The organism is Erwinia psidii (genome assembly GCF_003846135.1).
GTDB classification, from domain to species: Bacteria; Pseudomonadota; Gammaproteobacteria; order Enterobacterales; family Enterobacteriaceae; genus Erwinia; species Erwinia psidii.
The window spans coordinates 155,824-169,824 of sequence record NZ_RHHM01000005.1; the positions used below are offsets into that span (position 1 = coordinate 155,824).

The window sequence follows — 14,001 nt, forward strand, 5'->3', positions numbered from 1 at the left end:
CAGTACATCAGTACTCCCCAGAGTCAGAATGGTTGGCAAAACAGCGTTGAAAGGACAGGCTGTAAAGTAAAAAATGATTAATAACTTTCAATAATTTGCGCTAAAGTTCTTGCTACAAATTCATTCCGTTGACGACAGGTTAAGGACGGCTGATGGGGAATTCACATGTTACGCTGGCTGTACTGTTACTGACGGTCAGTTCGGTTACTTTTGCTGCAGAGATTCCTGCCGGAACGCCGCTGGCGGTCAGCCAGGAAATCGTTCGCCATATTAAAGATGAACCGGCATCACTGGATCCGGCAAAAGCCGTGGGATTAGCGGAGATCCCGGTTATTCGCGATCTTTTCGAAGGGCTGACTAATCAGGATGCCAGGGGCAATATCGTGCCCGGCGTGGCGGCACAGTGGCAGAGCAGTGATAACAAAACCTGGTTGTTCACCCTGCGCAAAGATGCACGCTGGTCGAATGGTGACACTGTCACTGCTAAAGATTTCGTGTTGAGCTGGCGTCGGCTGGTTGATCCGCAGGTTGGATCTACTTTTGCGTGGTTTGCCGGCCTTGCGGGGATCGAAAATGCAACAGCCATCACTAAAGGTGAAATGACGCCAGACAAACTTGGCGTCACGGCGCTTGATGACTCGCACCTGAAAGTAACTCTGGAACGTCCGGTACCTTATTTTGTGCGTCTGACAGCCAGTTTCAGTCTTTATCCTGTTCCGCTGAAAGTGATTAACAAATATGGGAAGGCGTGGACATTGCCGGGCAATCTGGTGGGCAATGGCGCCTATAAGTTGCAGGAAAGGGTGGTCAATGAAAAGCTGGTTCTGGTTCGTAATGAGCACTACTGGGATAACGCACACAGCGTGCTGAACAAAGTGACTTTTGTCCCGATCAGCGAAGAATCCAGTGCGACCAAACGCTACCGTGCCGGGGACATTGATATTACCGAATCTTTCCCTAAAAACATGTACGGCCTGCTGAAAAAACAACTTCCCGACCAGGTTTACACTCCGAATCAACTGGGCACCTATTACTACGCCTTTAATACCAAAAAAGGCCCAACGGCCGATATCCGTGTTCGCCAGGCGCTTTCATGGAGTATTGACAGAAAAGTTATCGCCGAAAAGGTACTGGGAACCGGTGAGAAACCCGCATGGCATTTTACCCCGGATGCCACAGCCGGATTTAAGGCACAGCCTGATTTTTTACAACAGCACAGCCAGGAAGAGTTAAGTACTCAGGCTAAAGCATTGCTGGCCGCCGCAGGCTATGGACCAGCTCATCCACTGACGCTGACGCTGCTTTATAACAACTCGGAGAATAACCAGAAAATTGCCATTGCGGTGGCTTCCATGTGGAAGAAAAATCTGGGTGTCACCGTCCAACTGCAAAATCAGGAGTGGAAAACCTATATCGACAGCCGCAACAGCGGGAATTTTGATGTTATTCGCGCATCCTGGATTGCTAATTACAATGAGCCATCGACTTTCCTCAGCCTGCTGACTTCCGCACACAGCGGCAATATCGCGAAATTTAAAGACACAAACTATGATGCGTTGCTGGAAAAAGCGGGACGGGAAACCCGCAGTGAGATTCGTAATGATGATTACAATCGGGCCGAGCAAATTATTGCAGATAAAGTGCCAATAGCACCGCTGTACCAGTTCACTAATGGCCGTCTTATAAAGCCCTGGGTGAAAGGTTACCCTGTCACCAATCCCGAAGATATGGCCTACAGTCGCACCATGTATATTCTGAAACATTAATTGCCAATAAAGGCAGGTGCATCTGCAACTGCCCTGAAACGCCGTTCGCCGGCCGGCTGTCATAGTGCAAAATCCTTCCCGTTGCACAGTGACAGCACGGTGGCATTTTTATCATGAGATTAACTATTGTCAGGATGCCGCGTGATTAAGTTACTTTCTGCTATTGCTGTGGTTTTAATGCTCTCAGGCTGTGCTCTGAAGCAGTATCCCGCCTCGCCGCCGGTCAGTGCGGTTGAGGCCACCCAGCTGGACTGTGCAGGCGTTGAGAAAGCGATTGCCAGCCAGCAACAGGTTCAGGCCAGAATCGATCGTACCGGTGAGTTTGACGGTCTGACGGTATTGGGTTTTGTTGGTGACTTTGGTATTGGCAATGGCGTGGCAAAAAGTCAGGCGCAAAAACACGCCGACCAGCGCATGTCACAACTTAAGCAGCTGGAGCATACACGCTGCCAAACCGCGCAACACGGGTGATGATGGCAATTCACGAGATGTGTCACATAACCAAATCCTGAGGCTTGAGCTGTCAGAACAATGAATTAAGGTAACGTCTGGATGATTACTTTTTAGCAGCAGGCAAAAAACCTGATCGGTGCGGTAATACGTTGGTCAGGTTTTTTATTTTCAGGCCGAAATATGAAAATTGTTAAGGTGCTCAACAATAATGTGGTTATTGTCCATGATGCACAGGGAAATGAGCAGGTCATTATGGGACGGGGACTGGCGTTTGGCAAACGGGCAGGGGATGAAATTGATCCGCAACAGGTGGAAAAGGTATTTGCATTGCAATGTCCTGAACTGATCAGGCGGCTGGGTCATCTAGTGTCAGAAATTTCCCTGGAGGTTATTACTACCACCGAGTCCATTATTGGACTGGCAAAAAAAGAACTCACCCACAACCTGCATGAGAGTCTGGCAATTGGGCTGACCGATCATATTAATTTTGCCCTGCAACGCCAGCGAGAAAATGTTCCTTTGCGGAATTCACGACAGCAACAGATTAAAATGCTCTATCCCGCTGAATATGCGGTAAGTATGAAAGCGCTGGTAATCATTGAAAAACGACTGGGTATTCGACTGAATGAGGATGAAGCGGGTTTTATCGCCCTGCATCTGGTGAATGCACGGTTGCACTCTGATATGGCGGAGGTGATGAATATTACCGACTTCATGCAACAGATTTTGAATATCGTCAGATATCAGCTGAGTATTGAATACCAACCTGATTCTCTTAGTTACCACCGTTTTGTCACCCACCTGACGTTTTTTGCCCAGCGGATGCTGGGAAAACAGGGTGTGTGCAGTGACGATGATTCATTGCATGACGCGGTGCGCAACCGTTATCCGCTGGCGTGGCACTGCGTTGAAAAGATCAGCCGTCATATTAACGAAACCTTCTCATATGTTCCCGGAACAGAGGAGCAAATGTTTCTGGCAATACATATCGAACGTGTAAGAAGAGAGGCGTTGTCACAGGAAGAGAGCGGGGATGAGGTCTGAACAGGTGATGCACGTCAGGTCCTCACTGCGGTGCAGGTAAAGTCTGAGTGAAATAAGAAAGCCCTTGCATAGCATGACCGTGTTACCTGTATATTCTGATAGCAACACGGCCAGTGCAGATATGATAAGGACAGTTTATTATGTTAACAACATGCCGTTGGAATGAATGATTTTCTGATACCACCAGAAGCTTTTTTTGCGTTTACGTTCGAGCGTGCCGTGGCCCTCGTCATCACGATCAACATAAATAAAGCCATAGCGTTTGGAAAATTCAGCCCTGGAGGCACTGACCAGATCGATTGGCCCCCAACTGGTGTAACCCCACACTTCAACACCATCATCGATAGCTTCACGCACCTGTACCAGATGGTCATTCAGATAGGCGATGCGGTAATCATCATTAATGCTACCATCGTCCTCAACCTTATCCCTGGCACCTAAACCATTTTCAACAATAAATAATGGTTTCTGATAACGGTCATAAAGTATATTCATCAGCAGACGCAGCCCCTGCGGATCAATCTGCCATCCCCATTCTGAACTGGGCAGATATGGATTAGGGATCATATCCAGAACGTTGCCACGTCGACGTTCCCGATCGGCATCGGTGCTGACGCATCCGGTCATGTAGTAACTGAACGAGACAAAATCGACAGACTGATTGAGAGAGACTTTATCCTGATCGGTGATGGTCAGGTTGATGCCCTGTTCACGAAAAAAACGGGTCATATAGGCGGGGTAACAACCACGTACCTGTACGTCGCCAAAAAACTGCCAGTCGCGGTTTCTTTGCAGGGCTTCCAGCATATCATCCGGTTTGCAGCTGAGTGGATAAAGCAGGCCTCCCAGCAACATATTTCCAATTTTCCCCTGCGGCACAATCTGGTGGCAGGCTTTGACGGCCAGTCCGCTGGCAACCAACTGATGATGTATAGCCTGATAAATTTCCTGTTTGCTGCTGTTTTCTGGCAAGCCGACGCCGGTTAAAGGCGCGTGCAGAGACATATTGATCTCATTGAAGGTCAGCCAGTATTTCACTTTATTCGCGTAGCGCCTGAATACCGTTTCCGCAAAGCGTATAAAAAAGTCGATGGTCTTACGATTACCCCAGCCACCATGATTTTTTACCAACCCCCACGGCATCTCAAAATGAGAAAGCGTGACCAACGGCTGAATGCTGTACTTCGCCATTTCATCAAACAGGCGATCATAAAATGCCAGCCCCGCTTCGCAGGGTTTATCTTCATCCCCCTGTGGGAAAATACGACTCCAGGCGACAGAGATCCGCAGTACGTTAAAGCCCATTTCTGCGAACAGCTGAATGTCCTGTGGGTAACGATGATAAAAGTCGATGGCAACATCTTTTATATAAGCATCGCCGGGCTTGCGTTCAACCTGCTTACCAAAGACACCATATGGCAAAAGGTCGGAAGTTGAAGGGCCTTTACCTTGCTCCTGCCAGGCTCCCTCCACCTGATTGGCTGCCATCGCGCCGCCCCATAAAAAAGTGTCTGGAAAACGTTGGGACATAGTTCTCTCCTTATAACAAATTATAAAAACAGTGCCAGCAACGGCATATTTTCCTTAATATTTTCCTGTTCTCTGTCGGCTGGCAGAATTTCGAGATAGCTATCGCTGTTGCTGATGATTACGGGCGTGGTCAGGTCATAGCCATCCTGGCGTATAGCGGCCAGATCAAACTCAATCAGCAGATCGCCACAGCAAACCTGTTGCTGCTCTCTGACATGTGAGACGAAATATTTTCCTGCAAGTTTGACGGTATCCAGGCCGATATGGATCAGCAATTCCACGCCATTATCTGCCATAAGTGCAATAGCGTGACCTGTAGGGAACAGTGAGACAACACAGCCACTGACCGGAGAAATCACGCGGCCATCAGCAGGTATAATGCCCACTCCTTTACCTAACAGCCCGCTGGCAAATGTCTGGTCAGGTACATCAGCCAGTGGAATGACCTTGCCTGATATCGGGCTGTTCAGGATGAGTTTTTTCAGCTGTGGAACAGGCTGCCGATCCGTTATAACCGGCTCGGTAACGGTGACGGATTTATTACCGGGTAAACCGCATAACCAGGTTGCCAGAGCAGCAAAGGCAAACGCCACCAGTGACCCGACAAAGACGGCAATTACTGAGGCATCAATACCCGTTTTGGGGACTGTCTGAAAGAGGGTGAAAATATTGGCAATGCCAAACGAATAAACGCTGGCCTGATAATAGCCAATAATAGCCGCGCCCAGCGCACCACCGACACAGCCAAAAACAAACGGGCGACGATATGGCAGGGTGACGCCATAAACGGCTGGCTCCGTGATACCAAACCAGCAGGCACTAAAGGCAGAAGCCGCAATCCCTTTCAATTTAGTGTCGCGGGTTCGCAACAGCACACCGAGCGTTGCACCAGTCTGACCGAGTACCGCAGCCAGCAACAGCGGTAACATTGAATCATACCCGTTCATACTGAGGTTATTCAGCATCAGTGGCACCAGCCCCCAATGCAGGCCAAAAATAACCAATACCTGCCATAAGCTGCCAAGAAACAGACCGGCTACCAGAGGACTGAGGGCATAAACCCAAACATAGCCATTGGCCAGAAGGTTGCTCAGCCATGTGGCAAGTGGCCCAATGACCAGAAAACTGAGTGGCACCACCACCACGAGACAAAGCAGTGGCATGGTGAAATTACGGATAGCACCCGGCAGGCGGCTATTTAACCAGCGCTCAAGCAGGCAGGAAATCCACGCAGCCAGAATGATCGGGATCACTGAAGAGGCGTAGTTGATCAGAATGACGGGGATACCCAGGAAATGCATAGGGGAATTGCCCGTCTGTTCCTGACTGAGAGCTTCGAGCATGATTGGGTGGACCAGTGCAGCACCAATGGTCATGCAAACAAAGGGATTTCCGCCAAATTTTTTGCCTGCACAGTAGCCTAAAACCACAGGAAGAAAGTAGAACAAAGCATCGCTGGCGACAAACAGCATTTTGTAGCTACCGCTATCCTCGGTCATCAGACCGCTAGCCAGTGAGATAGCCAGCAGACCTTTTAAAATACCTGAAGCGGCCATCACCCCTATGAATGGGGTAAAGATCCCGGAGACGATATCAATAAATTTTGCGAGCAGCGTCCGTTTTTCTTTACAAACTTTACCATCGTCATTCTTGCTTTCGCTGTCGTTAAGCCCTCCTTCATCAAGCACCGCCCTGAAAACCTCGTTAACGTGGTTGCCGATGACCACCTGAAACTGACCACCACTTTCAACCACAGCGATGATAGCGTCGTTCTGTTTCAACCCGGCGGTATCAACTTTATCCTGGGAGATTAAGTGGAAACGAAGACGCGTGGCGCAATGCACCAGCGATTGAATGTTTTCGCTGCCACCCACACCGGCCAGAATCTGTTGGGCCAGCTGTTGATATTTCATGTATTTTCACTCCCTTGCCGCTGTTTATGGCTACGTAACGTCCAAAAAAAAAAACCTAAACCGCTTATTTCTGTTTTAATTGCACAGAGATAAACGGTTTAGGTTTTGCCTGAGTTAACAGTAACAATCCTTAAATGCTGAATGGATGATTCATTAATGGCAAAAAAATAACAAGATAACTTGTTATAGCAATCTCAGTTCCGTGAGAGGGATCGGATTTTATTCGCATGATGACAGTTTTTAAGCCACGGTTGCAAACAACAGAAGAGATGTCTTCTGCTGTGATGGTGATGGCTTACATTTCAAATGCTTTAAATGCTTTAAATGCTTTAAATGCTTTAAATGCTTTAAATGCTTTAAATGCTTTAAATGCTTTAAATGCTTTAAATGCTTTAAATGCTTTAAATGCTTTAAATGCCCGCCTCACCAAAGGCATCCCGCTCTGGGGGACCAGGTAAAATAATTCAGCGACCTCCTCGCTGTGGATGCATCACTTAAATACCTTATCTTTGATGGTGGCGTAAGCCGTGTTCATCGATTGAAACCCCGACGAGGCGCTGATTAGCCGTTTCATTTGGCCATGATCAGATTCGGTAACGTTATTGCGGTATTTAATTAGCCGGTGCGCAACGCCAGAAGGGCAGCGGTCTTCTCGGCTGAGCAGAGTAAACCCCCTGTCAGGGGTCAATGCTTGATGAACCCTGAGATCTACCATCGTTTCACTTAAAATCTGCCCCACAAACTGCTATACGGCTTTACTGTTATGGAGGGTGGTGAGTAAACGTCGACGATGACACCAGTACTACCTCAACCGCTTATCGATTTCTGGTGCGAAGCGCTGCAAGCAGCGATAAAAGGCAGAGTGCCAGATGCCTGGGCTTTATACGCCAGCATCTCGCGATAACTGATGGCCTGATTACGGTACCAGCGCACGCCCTGCAGAAGCATGTTTAAATACCTTCATGGCCAGCATTACAGGTGAAAATGGAAGCATAGCTTATCAGCGTGGCAATCTTTGCAGCAGTACCGATTGTTTTGCATTGGCGGTGGCTCAGGCTAGACTGTTCCGCATTAATTAATCTGTGCGTGGAGTGGTTGTGGACGTCATTGAAGGCAAAGCTTTACAGGTATCTGATGCCATTATTTCCTGTCAGCTTGACGGTAAAGGTGGCGTGATCCCGATCGAGGATAAAGATGTCATTCACTGTGATAAGCCCTGCTGGTTGCATCTGAATTATACCCATCGTGAGAGCGCCGACTGGCTGGTATCAACTCCTCTTATCCCTGATGCGGTTAGGGATGCACTGGGCGGCGACAGTATGCGTCCCCGTGTGAACCGTCTTGGTGACGGGACGATGATCACCTTACGCAGCGTCAATCTTAACAGTGAATCACGCCCGGACCAGCTGGTGGTAGTGCGGGTATTTATCAATGAAAAACTCATTGTTTCTACCCGACAAAGAAAGGTGTTCGCCATAGATGAAGTGCTGACTGACCTGCAAAACGGGAATGGCCCGGTTAATGCAGGGAGCTGGCTGGTTGATGTTTGCGATGCATTAACCGACCATACCAGTGAATTTATAGAGCAGCTGCACGATAATATTATTGAGCTGGAAGACGCGGTTGTTGATCAGAAGGTGCCGCCTCGTGGGGAACTGGCATTAATTCGTAAGCAATTAATAATTATGCGGCGTTACATGGCCCCCCAGCGTGATGTTTTTTCCCGTATTGCCAGTGAGCGGCTGCCCTGGATGAATGATGACGACCGCCGTCGGATGCAGGATATTGCCGATCGGTTAGGGCGTGGGCTTGACGACCTGGATGCCAGCGTATCCAGAACAGCAGTGCTGGCCGATGAGATAAGCTCGGTGATGGCGGAAGCAATGAACCGACGCACCTACACCATGTCATTGTTGGCAGTTGTGTTTCTGCCAACCACCTTTCTGACCGGATTATTTGGCGTTAACCTGGGAGGGATCCCCGGTGGGAGCTGGCGCTATGGTTTTGGTATTTTCTGTCTACTGCTGATGTGTCTGGTATTGAGTGTCGCCTGGTGGTTACGCCGACGAAAATGGCTGTAATCAGCCGGGGGGGGCGCAAAAAAGAGTAAAGGTGCAAAAGGAATAATAAAGCTGATCGACATCAATAAAACACCTGTATGGATGGGGCACAATCTTTTCCGCAGGTGAATGCAACGTCAAGCGATGGGCGTTGCGCTCCATATTGTCTTACTTCCTTTTTTTGAATTACTGCATAGCACTTTTGATTCATACAAGCCGGTTATTACCGGCTTTTTTTCGTCTGTTTGCCAGCACCGACCTACAGACCTATGCTTAGTATTCACGTTTGTCAGGAGGAAGAGATGAATCCAGTAATGATAACCGGGAAACCGTGGGCATCAGACCCTGTACCTACCGATCCGGTGCCAATACCTGAACCGATCCCCACCCCCCAGCCAATGCCTGATCCACCACCATCCGATCCGGCTCCAATTCTGGACCCGCCACCATACAGATAGCGTTACAGGACGGCAGGGAAGCCCCGTCTGCGTGGGCAAAATGCCTCAATGATGTGTGCTGTTTAAACCTCATCTGAAAAACCGTATAATTGGCGTAATCCCGTCACACAGGCTGCCAGCGCGGTCTTTGAATTGAAGATGATGAATCAAGAAAATATCAGAAAAGAGACCCTTGAGTTTAACAAGCTCCAGAAACGACTGAGAAGAAACACAGGCAATGCCATCACAGATTATGGAATGATTGAAGAGGGCGATGTGGTGATGGCCTGCATGAGTGGCGGTAAGGACTCATTTGCTATGCTGGATATTCTGCTGAACCTGCAAAAAGCGGCTCCGGTCAGTTTTGAGGTGATTGCCGTTAATCTGGATCAGAAGCAGCCTGGCTACCCTGAGCATGTTTTACCTGAATGGTTCGAAAGATTAAATATCCCTTATTACATCGTGGATAAAGACACCTACTCAGTGGTAAAAGAAAAAATCCCCGAAGGTAAAACCACTTGTGGATTGTGTTCCCGCCTGCGGAGAGGCACGCTTTATTCATTTGCTGAAAAAATTGGCGCGACAAAAATAGCGTTGGGCCATCATATGGATGATATTGTTGAAACGCTGTTTCTTAATATGTTTCATGGCGCAAAGATGAAGGCGATGCCGCCTAAACTTCGTTCAGATGACGGACGCAATGTAGTAATCAGGCCGCTTGCCTACTGCCGTGAAAAAGATTTAATTCGCTATGCCCAGCATAAAGATTTCCCCATTATTCCGTGTAATCTCTGTGGCTCGCAGGAAAACCTGCAACGTCAGTCAGTAAAGGCGATGCTAACGGAATGGGATAAAAAAGACCCGGGCCGCGTTGAGAGCATATTTAAATCGCTGCAAAATGTGATTCCAAGCCAGCTGGCTGATAAGAATTTATTCAATTTTGCAGAATTACCCCTGGACCGCTCAGGCGACAGATCGGAATATGCGTTTACCGAAGCGACGGTCTCTTCCAGTAATATTGATGCCTCTCTGTACATTGACGTAACCAATATCAGCTGATGGCAATGCGGGCGTTGGCCCGCTTTCGTTAACCCTGAACAGCTGAACCCGTCATATAAACTGCCTGTTATAAACATCTCTCTACTGACCACCTGACCTGCGGCTGACATCCACTCAGAGTCAGTTTGCTTAATCATATTAATCTGAGACATCCATAACGGCCGACACCGCTTTTCTGTTACACTCAGAGCAATTCCTTCCTGCTTGTTTTATCAGAGAGTAACCAGTGACCCGTTTCGCTACCCTGACTTCACTTTCAGCCAGCCAGCTCGACAATCTGCATCAGCTTGGCTATCACACTATGACTCCCATTCAGGCTGCATCGTTACCTGCTATTTTGGCGGGAAAGGACGTGCGCGCGCAGGCTAAAACCGGCAGCGGTAAAACGGCTGCTTTTGGATTGGGTGTTATGCAACATATCGATTCGGGCCGCTTTGTCACGCAGGCGTTGATCGTTTGCCCGACACGCGAACTGGCAGAGCAGGTGGCTGAAGAGATGCGACGTCTGGCAAGAGCGATTGCCAATGTAAAGATCCTTACCCTGTGTGGTGGTCAGCCGGTGGGTACACAGCGTGACTCACTGGTTCATCCGCCACATATTGTGGTGGGAACGCCGGGACGTATTGTCGATCATCTGAAGCGGGAAACATTGAAACTGCAGCAGATAAAAACGCTGGTACTTGATGAAGCTGACCGGATGCTTGAGATGGGGTTTCGTGAGGAGATTGATGCACTTATCAGCCACTGTCCGGCAAGTCGGCAGACGCTGCTGTTTTCCGCCACCTGGCCTGATGATATTAAACAGATCGGCCAGCGTATTCAGCGCGATCCGCTGTCAGTTGAAACAGATGTTGCCCCGGATTTGTCGCATATTGAGCAGCTGTTTTATGAGGCCGCTCCGGGAGATAAACTCGCTGCACTGACAGGTTTATTAAGTGAGCGTCAGCCATCATCCTGCGTGGTGTTCTGCAACACGAAGCGTGAATGTAACGAGATTGCAAACGCGCTGGAACATCGTCACATCAGCGCTCTGGCTTTGCATGGGGATCTGGAGCAGCGTGAGCGGGATCATGTGTTGATCCGCTTTGCTAATGGCAGTTGCCGCGTGCTGGTCGCTACCGATGTTGCCGCTCGTGGGCTGGATATCAAACTGCTGGCGATGGTGGTAAATTACCAGCTCGCGTTCGATCCTGAAGTACACCTTCACCGTATCGGACGGACAGCCCGAGCCGGCGAGAAAGGCATTGCGCTCAGCCTGGTGGCTCCTGATGAAATGGTCCGGGTGATTACGCTGGAAGACTTTCTGCAACAGAAAGTTGTCTGGCGGAACCTTGCTTCTCTGACATCTGTCAGTTTCAAACCGCTTTCTGCAGAAATGGTAACACTGAGTATTGATGGTGGAAAAAAAGCAAAAATGCGCCCCGGTGACATTCTTGGCGCACTGACTGGCGAAGTGGGGCTGAACAGCGAGTCCATCGGTAAAATTAATATCACGCCAAATCACGCCTATGTTGCTGTTCACCACGCGGTGGCCCGCGAAGCGACAAAACAGTTACAACAGGTAAAAATTAAAGGGAAAACCTGTCGGGCACGGCTGCTGAAGTAAACTGACTGCCGGGCAGGCAGTAATTCGGCGTATGACTAAGTTCGGCCTGCCCTGACACCGGACCGGCGCTGGATGTTCCTGGTGCCGGAAAGACCCATCATCCATCATAAACTGACGTGACATGCATTTTCCTGCTCAGTCTGACTGGGTACCGACGCAGAAATGGCAGCCATCTTATTTTTATAAGCATGAACGTCAGAATAATCGACTAATTTGAAATACAGGACGTTAAATATCTTCATATCGTCGCTTCCGTTCACGTCGGGCATCTGAGGCAGGTTGCCCGATCCCTGGCGTGACAAATCAGTCTCCTGAAAGGAGTTGCATGATGAAAGTAAAAGCGCTGTGTGTTGCGATGCTGTTTATCCCGCCTGTCTGTCTGGCGGTGTCTTTGAAAGAAAAGGGCAAAGTCGTCGATCTGACGCATATCATTTCTGATTACCGCATATCTCTGGCATCAACTCCTCTCGATTACTCTCTCCTGGAGAAAAAACAACTCGCCGGAGTTATGCTTCAGAGATATAACCTGAATTCACAGATATGGTCTCTACAGGGCGTCGTGTCACCGGAACGCTGGCAGAATGAAGTTGATATTTATATTCCTGATTCAGCCAGAAAAAAAAATGCACTTGTTGTGATTAATAACGGCAGCAACAATGGTGGTGCAGGCTATCCGGTAGCGCCAACAAACTTTAGTGAGGAAAAACTCTCACGCATTGCGATTGCCACCCGAACCGTTGTCATATCCGTCAGTAACGTTCCCAACCAGACGCTCAATTACCAGAATGTCACCACGCCTCTGGCTGAGGATGACAGCGTGGCGTACTCCTGGAAACTGTTTACAGGTGACACGCAGAAATATCAGGGCGCATCCCTTCATATTCCTATGTCTGCGTCGGTGTCGCAGGCTTTCAGGCTGGCGAAGAAAGAGCTGGTACAACAAGATATAAGTAAGTTTATTGTCACCGGCGTCTCTAAACGCGGTTGGGCCGCGTGGCTGACAGCACTCTCGGATCCTGATGTCGATGCCATTGTGCCTTTTGTGATGGACCTTCTGGATACTAAAAAATCACTGCAACATATGTATCGGTCATATGGGAAAAACTGGCCAATAGCCTTTTATTCCTACTACAAACAGGGGATTGATCAGCAACTTTATACGAATGAATTTGCAAGCCTGATGACGTTGGAGGACCCGCTTGCTTATCTGAACACTAAAGCAGGCAACCGCCTGAATGTCGATAAATATATTATTAATGCCAGCGGTGATGATTTTTATGTACCTGACAACAGTCATTTTTACTATAACCAGTTGCCAGGCACGAAATCCCTGCGGGTGGTGGCAAACAGCACGCATAACGGAGTTCTCTCTGTGACGGAGCAGTCGCTGATTACCTTTGTCAATCGTTTCCAGCAACGACAAAAGCTTCCTGAAATCACAGAAAAAATACAGAAGGGGAGAAGCGGTGGTGAAAAACTGACCGTCCGTTTCTCAGAGAAACCTGCCGCCGTTTTACGATGGACAGCAAAGAACCCGGTGGCAAGAGACTTTCGCTATGCCTGCAATGTTAAATATAATTCAACGCCAGTCGGTCAGCCGGCCGATGGCAGGAAGGCACTCAGTATCCCGTTGACAACCCCGGACAGCGGATGGCAGGCAACCTTCGTTGAAGCCACCTTCAGCGACGGGTATGTGGCAACAACCCAGGTATACATCACGCCGGACGGAAAATATCCAAAAACGGCGCCACCGTCCACAGGCGCTACCTGCCAGACGCTTCCCGGGCGGGGACTGATCCCCACGTCAGTGAAACACTCACTTCACCGGCACAATTCACACTGATAACCGCCACACTGGTGGAAAAAATGAAATAGCGCTGGTCCTGATGCCGGCCAGTTAAGTCTGGCTGGTATTTTTCTTTTGACTGTCAGGCATTTTCATGGTTTTTCTTTTGCCCCCCCCTGAGGATCACCGTTCCCTTCTGGAGATTAAAGCGCTGTGCGGGGGATCGTAACGAGAGACCATGGAGCTGTAAAGAATCAGCAGACGAAGCCGTTCCCGGATCATTACACCGCCATTTGAGCGGACAACTGATGTTAACTTATCGGCATTATGGCCTTCGTCCGCACGTG

At 48.9% G+C, this 14,001-nt stretch carries 12 protein-coding genes; 9 read left to right on the forward strand and 3 right to left on the reverse strand.

Annotation, left to right across the window (positions count from 1 at the left end):
* Window positions 1–152 precede the first annotated feature (152 nt).
* From EB241_RS08225 to licT, 3 genes are all read left to right on the forward strand, one after another.
* Window positions 153–1,766 (forward strand): peptide ABC transporter substrate-binding protein, encoded by a 1,614-nt coding sequence (locus tag EB241_RS08225; RefSeq protein WP_124232708.1) that lies wholly within the window; start codon window positions 153–155, stop codon window positions 1,764–1,766.
* 177 nt (window positions 1,767–1,943) lie between these two features.
* Window positions 1,944–2,237, forward strand: coding sequence for a hypothetical protein (locus EB241_RS08230; RefSeq protein ID WP_233592570.1), 294 nt, complete (start codon window positions 1,944–1,946; stop codon window positions 2,235–2,237).
* A 162-nt stretch (window positions 2,238–2,399) separates the two neighbouring features.
* Window positions 2,400–3,263 (forward strand): BglG family transcription antiterminator LicT, encoded by an 864-nt coding sequence (gene licT, locus EB241_RS08235; protein WP_124232710.1) that lies wholly within the window; start codon window positions 2,400–2,402, stop codon window positions 3,261–3,263.
* 138 nt (window positions 3,264–3,401) lie between these two features.
* Here the strand turns inward: licT and EB241_RS08240 are convergent, their stop codons facing one another.
* The gene (locus EB241_RS08240) at window positions 3,402–4,793 is read right to left on the reverse strand and encodes a glycoside hydrolase family 1 protein (RefSeq protein WP_124232711.1); all 1,392 of its coding nucleotides are present in this window, start codon (window positions 4,791–4,793) and stop codon (window positions 3,402–3,404) included.
* 20 nt (window positions 4,794–4,813) lie between these two features.
* Window positions 4,814–6,706 carry a PTS beta-glucoside transporter subunit IIABC gene (gene bglF / locus EB241_RS08245; protein WP_124232712.1) on the reverse strand — a complete coding sequence of 631 codons (1,893 nt, stop codon included), beginning with the start codon at window positions 6,704–6,706 and terminating at the stop codon, window positions 4,814–4,816.
* A 227-nt stretch (window positions 6,707–6,933) separates the two neighbouring features.
* Here bglF and EB241_RS08250 point away from each other — a divergent pair, with 227 nt between their 5' ends.
* Entirely contained in the window at window positions 6,934–7,164 is a 231-nt protein-coding gene (locus EB241_RS08250; protein ID WP_124232713.1) for a hypothetical protein, read from the forward strand.
* Between the two features lie 32 nt (window positions 7,165–7,196).
* On the opposite strand, the gene EB241_RS21950 is transcribed toward EB241_RS08250, so the two are convergent.
* Window positions 7,197–7,421 (reverse strand): DDE-type integrase/transposase/recombinase, encoded by a 225-nt coding sequence (locus tag EB241_RS21950; RefSeq protein WP_407644263.1) that lies wholly within the window; start codon window positions 7,419–7,421, stop codon window positions 7,197–7,199.
* A gap of 382 nt (window positions 7,422–7,803) precedes the next feature.
* Between EB241_RS21950 and zntB the strand changes: the two genes are divergently transcribed.
* The 5 genes from zntB to EB241_RS08275 all read left to right on the forward strand — a co-directional run bounded on the left by zntB (window position 7,804) and on the right by EB241_RS08275 (window position 13,711).
* Window positions 7,804–8,787: a zinc transporter ZntB gene (zntB, locus tag EB241_RS08260; protein WP_124232715.1), complete on the forward strand. Its 984-nt coding sequence runs from the start codon at window positions 7,804–7,806 to the stop codon at window positions 8,785–8,787.
* Between the two features lie 281 nt (window positions 8,788–9,068).
* Window positions 9,069–9,224 (forward strand): proline-rich small protein YnaL, encoded by a 156-nt coding sequence (gene ynaL / locus EB241_RS22040; RefSeq protein WP_456073065.1) that lies wholly within the window; start codon window positions 9,069–9,071, stop codon window positions 9,222–9,224.
* A gap of 141 nt (window positions 9,225–9,365) precedes the next feature.
* On the forward strand, window positions 9,366–10,262 hold the full coding sequence (gene ttcA / locus EB241_RS08265; protein WP_124232798.1) for a tRNA 2-thiocytidine(32) synthetase TtcA: 897 nt from the start codon (window positions 9,366–9,368) through the stop codon (window positions 10,260–10,262).
* Between the two features lie 226 nt (window positions 10,263–10,488).
* Entirely contained in the window at window positions 10,489–11,868 is a 1,380-nt protein-coding gene (gene dbpA, locus EB241_RS08270; RefSeq protein ID WP_124232716.1) for an ATP-dependent RNA helicase DbpA, read from the forward strand.
* Window positions 11,869–12,196: 328 nt separating this feature from the next.
* On the forward strand, window positions 12,197–13,711 hold the full coding sequence (locus EB241_RS08275) for a PhoPQ-activated protein PqaA family protein (protein WP_124232799.1): 1,515 nt from the start codon (window positions 12,197–12,199) through the stop codon (window positions 13,709–13,711).
* Window positions 13,712–14,001: the final 290 nt, after the last annotated feature.

Coding starts and splice junctions, on each gene's coding strand:
- EB241_RS08225 (WP_124232708.1), top strand. CDS start 153: ATGGGGAATTCACATGTTACGCTGGCTGTACTGTTACTGACGGTCAGT.
- EB241_RS08230 (WP_233592570.1), top strand. CDS start 1,944: ATGCTCTCAGGCTGTGCTCTGAAGCAGTATCCCGCCTCGCCGCCGGTC.
- licT (WP_124232710.1), top strand. CDS start 2,400: ATGAAAATTGTTAAGGTGCTCAACAATAATGTGGTTATTGTCCATGAT.
- EB241_RS08240 (WP_124232711.1), bottom strand. CDS start 4,793: ATGTCCCAACGTTTTCCAGACACTTTTTTATGGGGCGGCGCGATGGCA.
- bglF (WP_124232712.1), bottom strand. CDS start 6,706: ATGAAATATCAACAGCTGGCCCAACAGATTCTGGCCGGTGTGGGTGGC.
- EB241_RS08250 (WP_124232713.1), top strand. CDS start 6,934: ATGATGACAGTTTTTAAGCCACGGTTGCAAACAACAGAAGAGATGTCT.
- EB241_RS21950 (WP_407644263.1), bottom strand. CDS start 7,421: ATGGTAGATCTCAGGGTTCATCAAGCATTGACCCCTGACAGGGGGTTT.
- ynaL (WP_456073065.1), top strand. CDS start 9,069: ATGAATCCAGTAATGATAACCGGGAAACCGTGGGCATCAGACCCTGTA.
- ttcA (WP_124232798.1), top strand. CDS start 9,366: ATGAATCAAGAAAATATCAGAAAAGAGACCCTTGAGTTTAACAAGCTC.
- EB241_RS08275 (WP_124232799.1), top strand. CDS start 12,197: ATGAAAGTAAAAGCGCTGTGTGTTGCGATGCTGTTTATCCCGCCTGTC.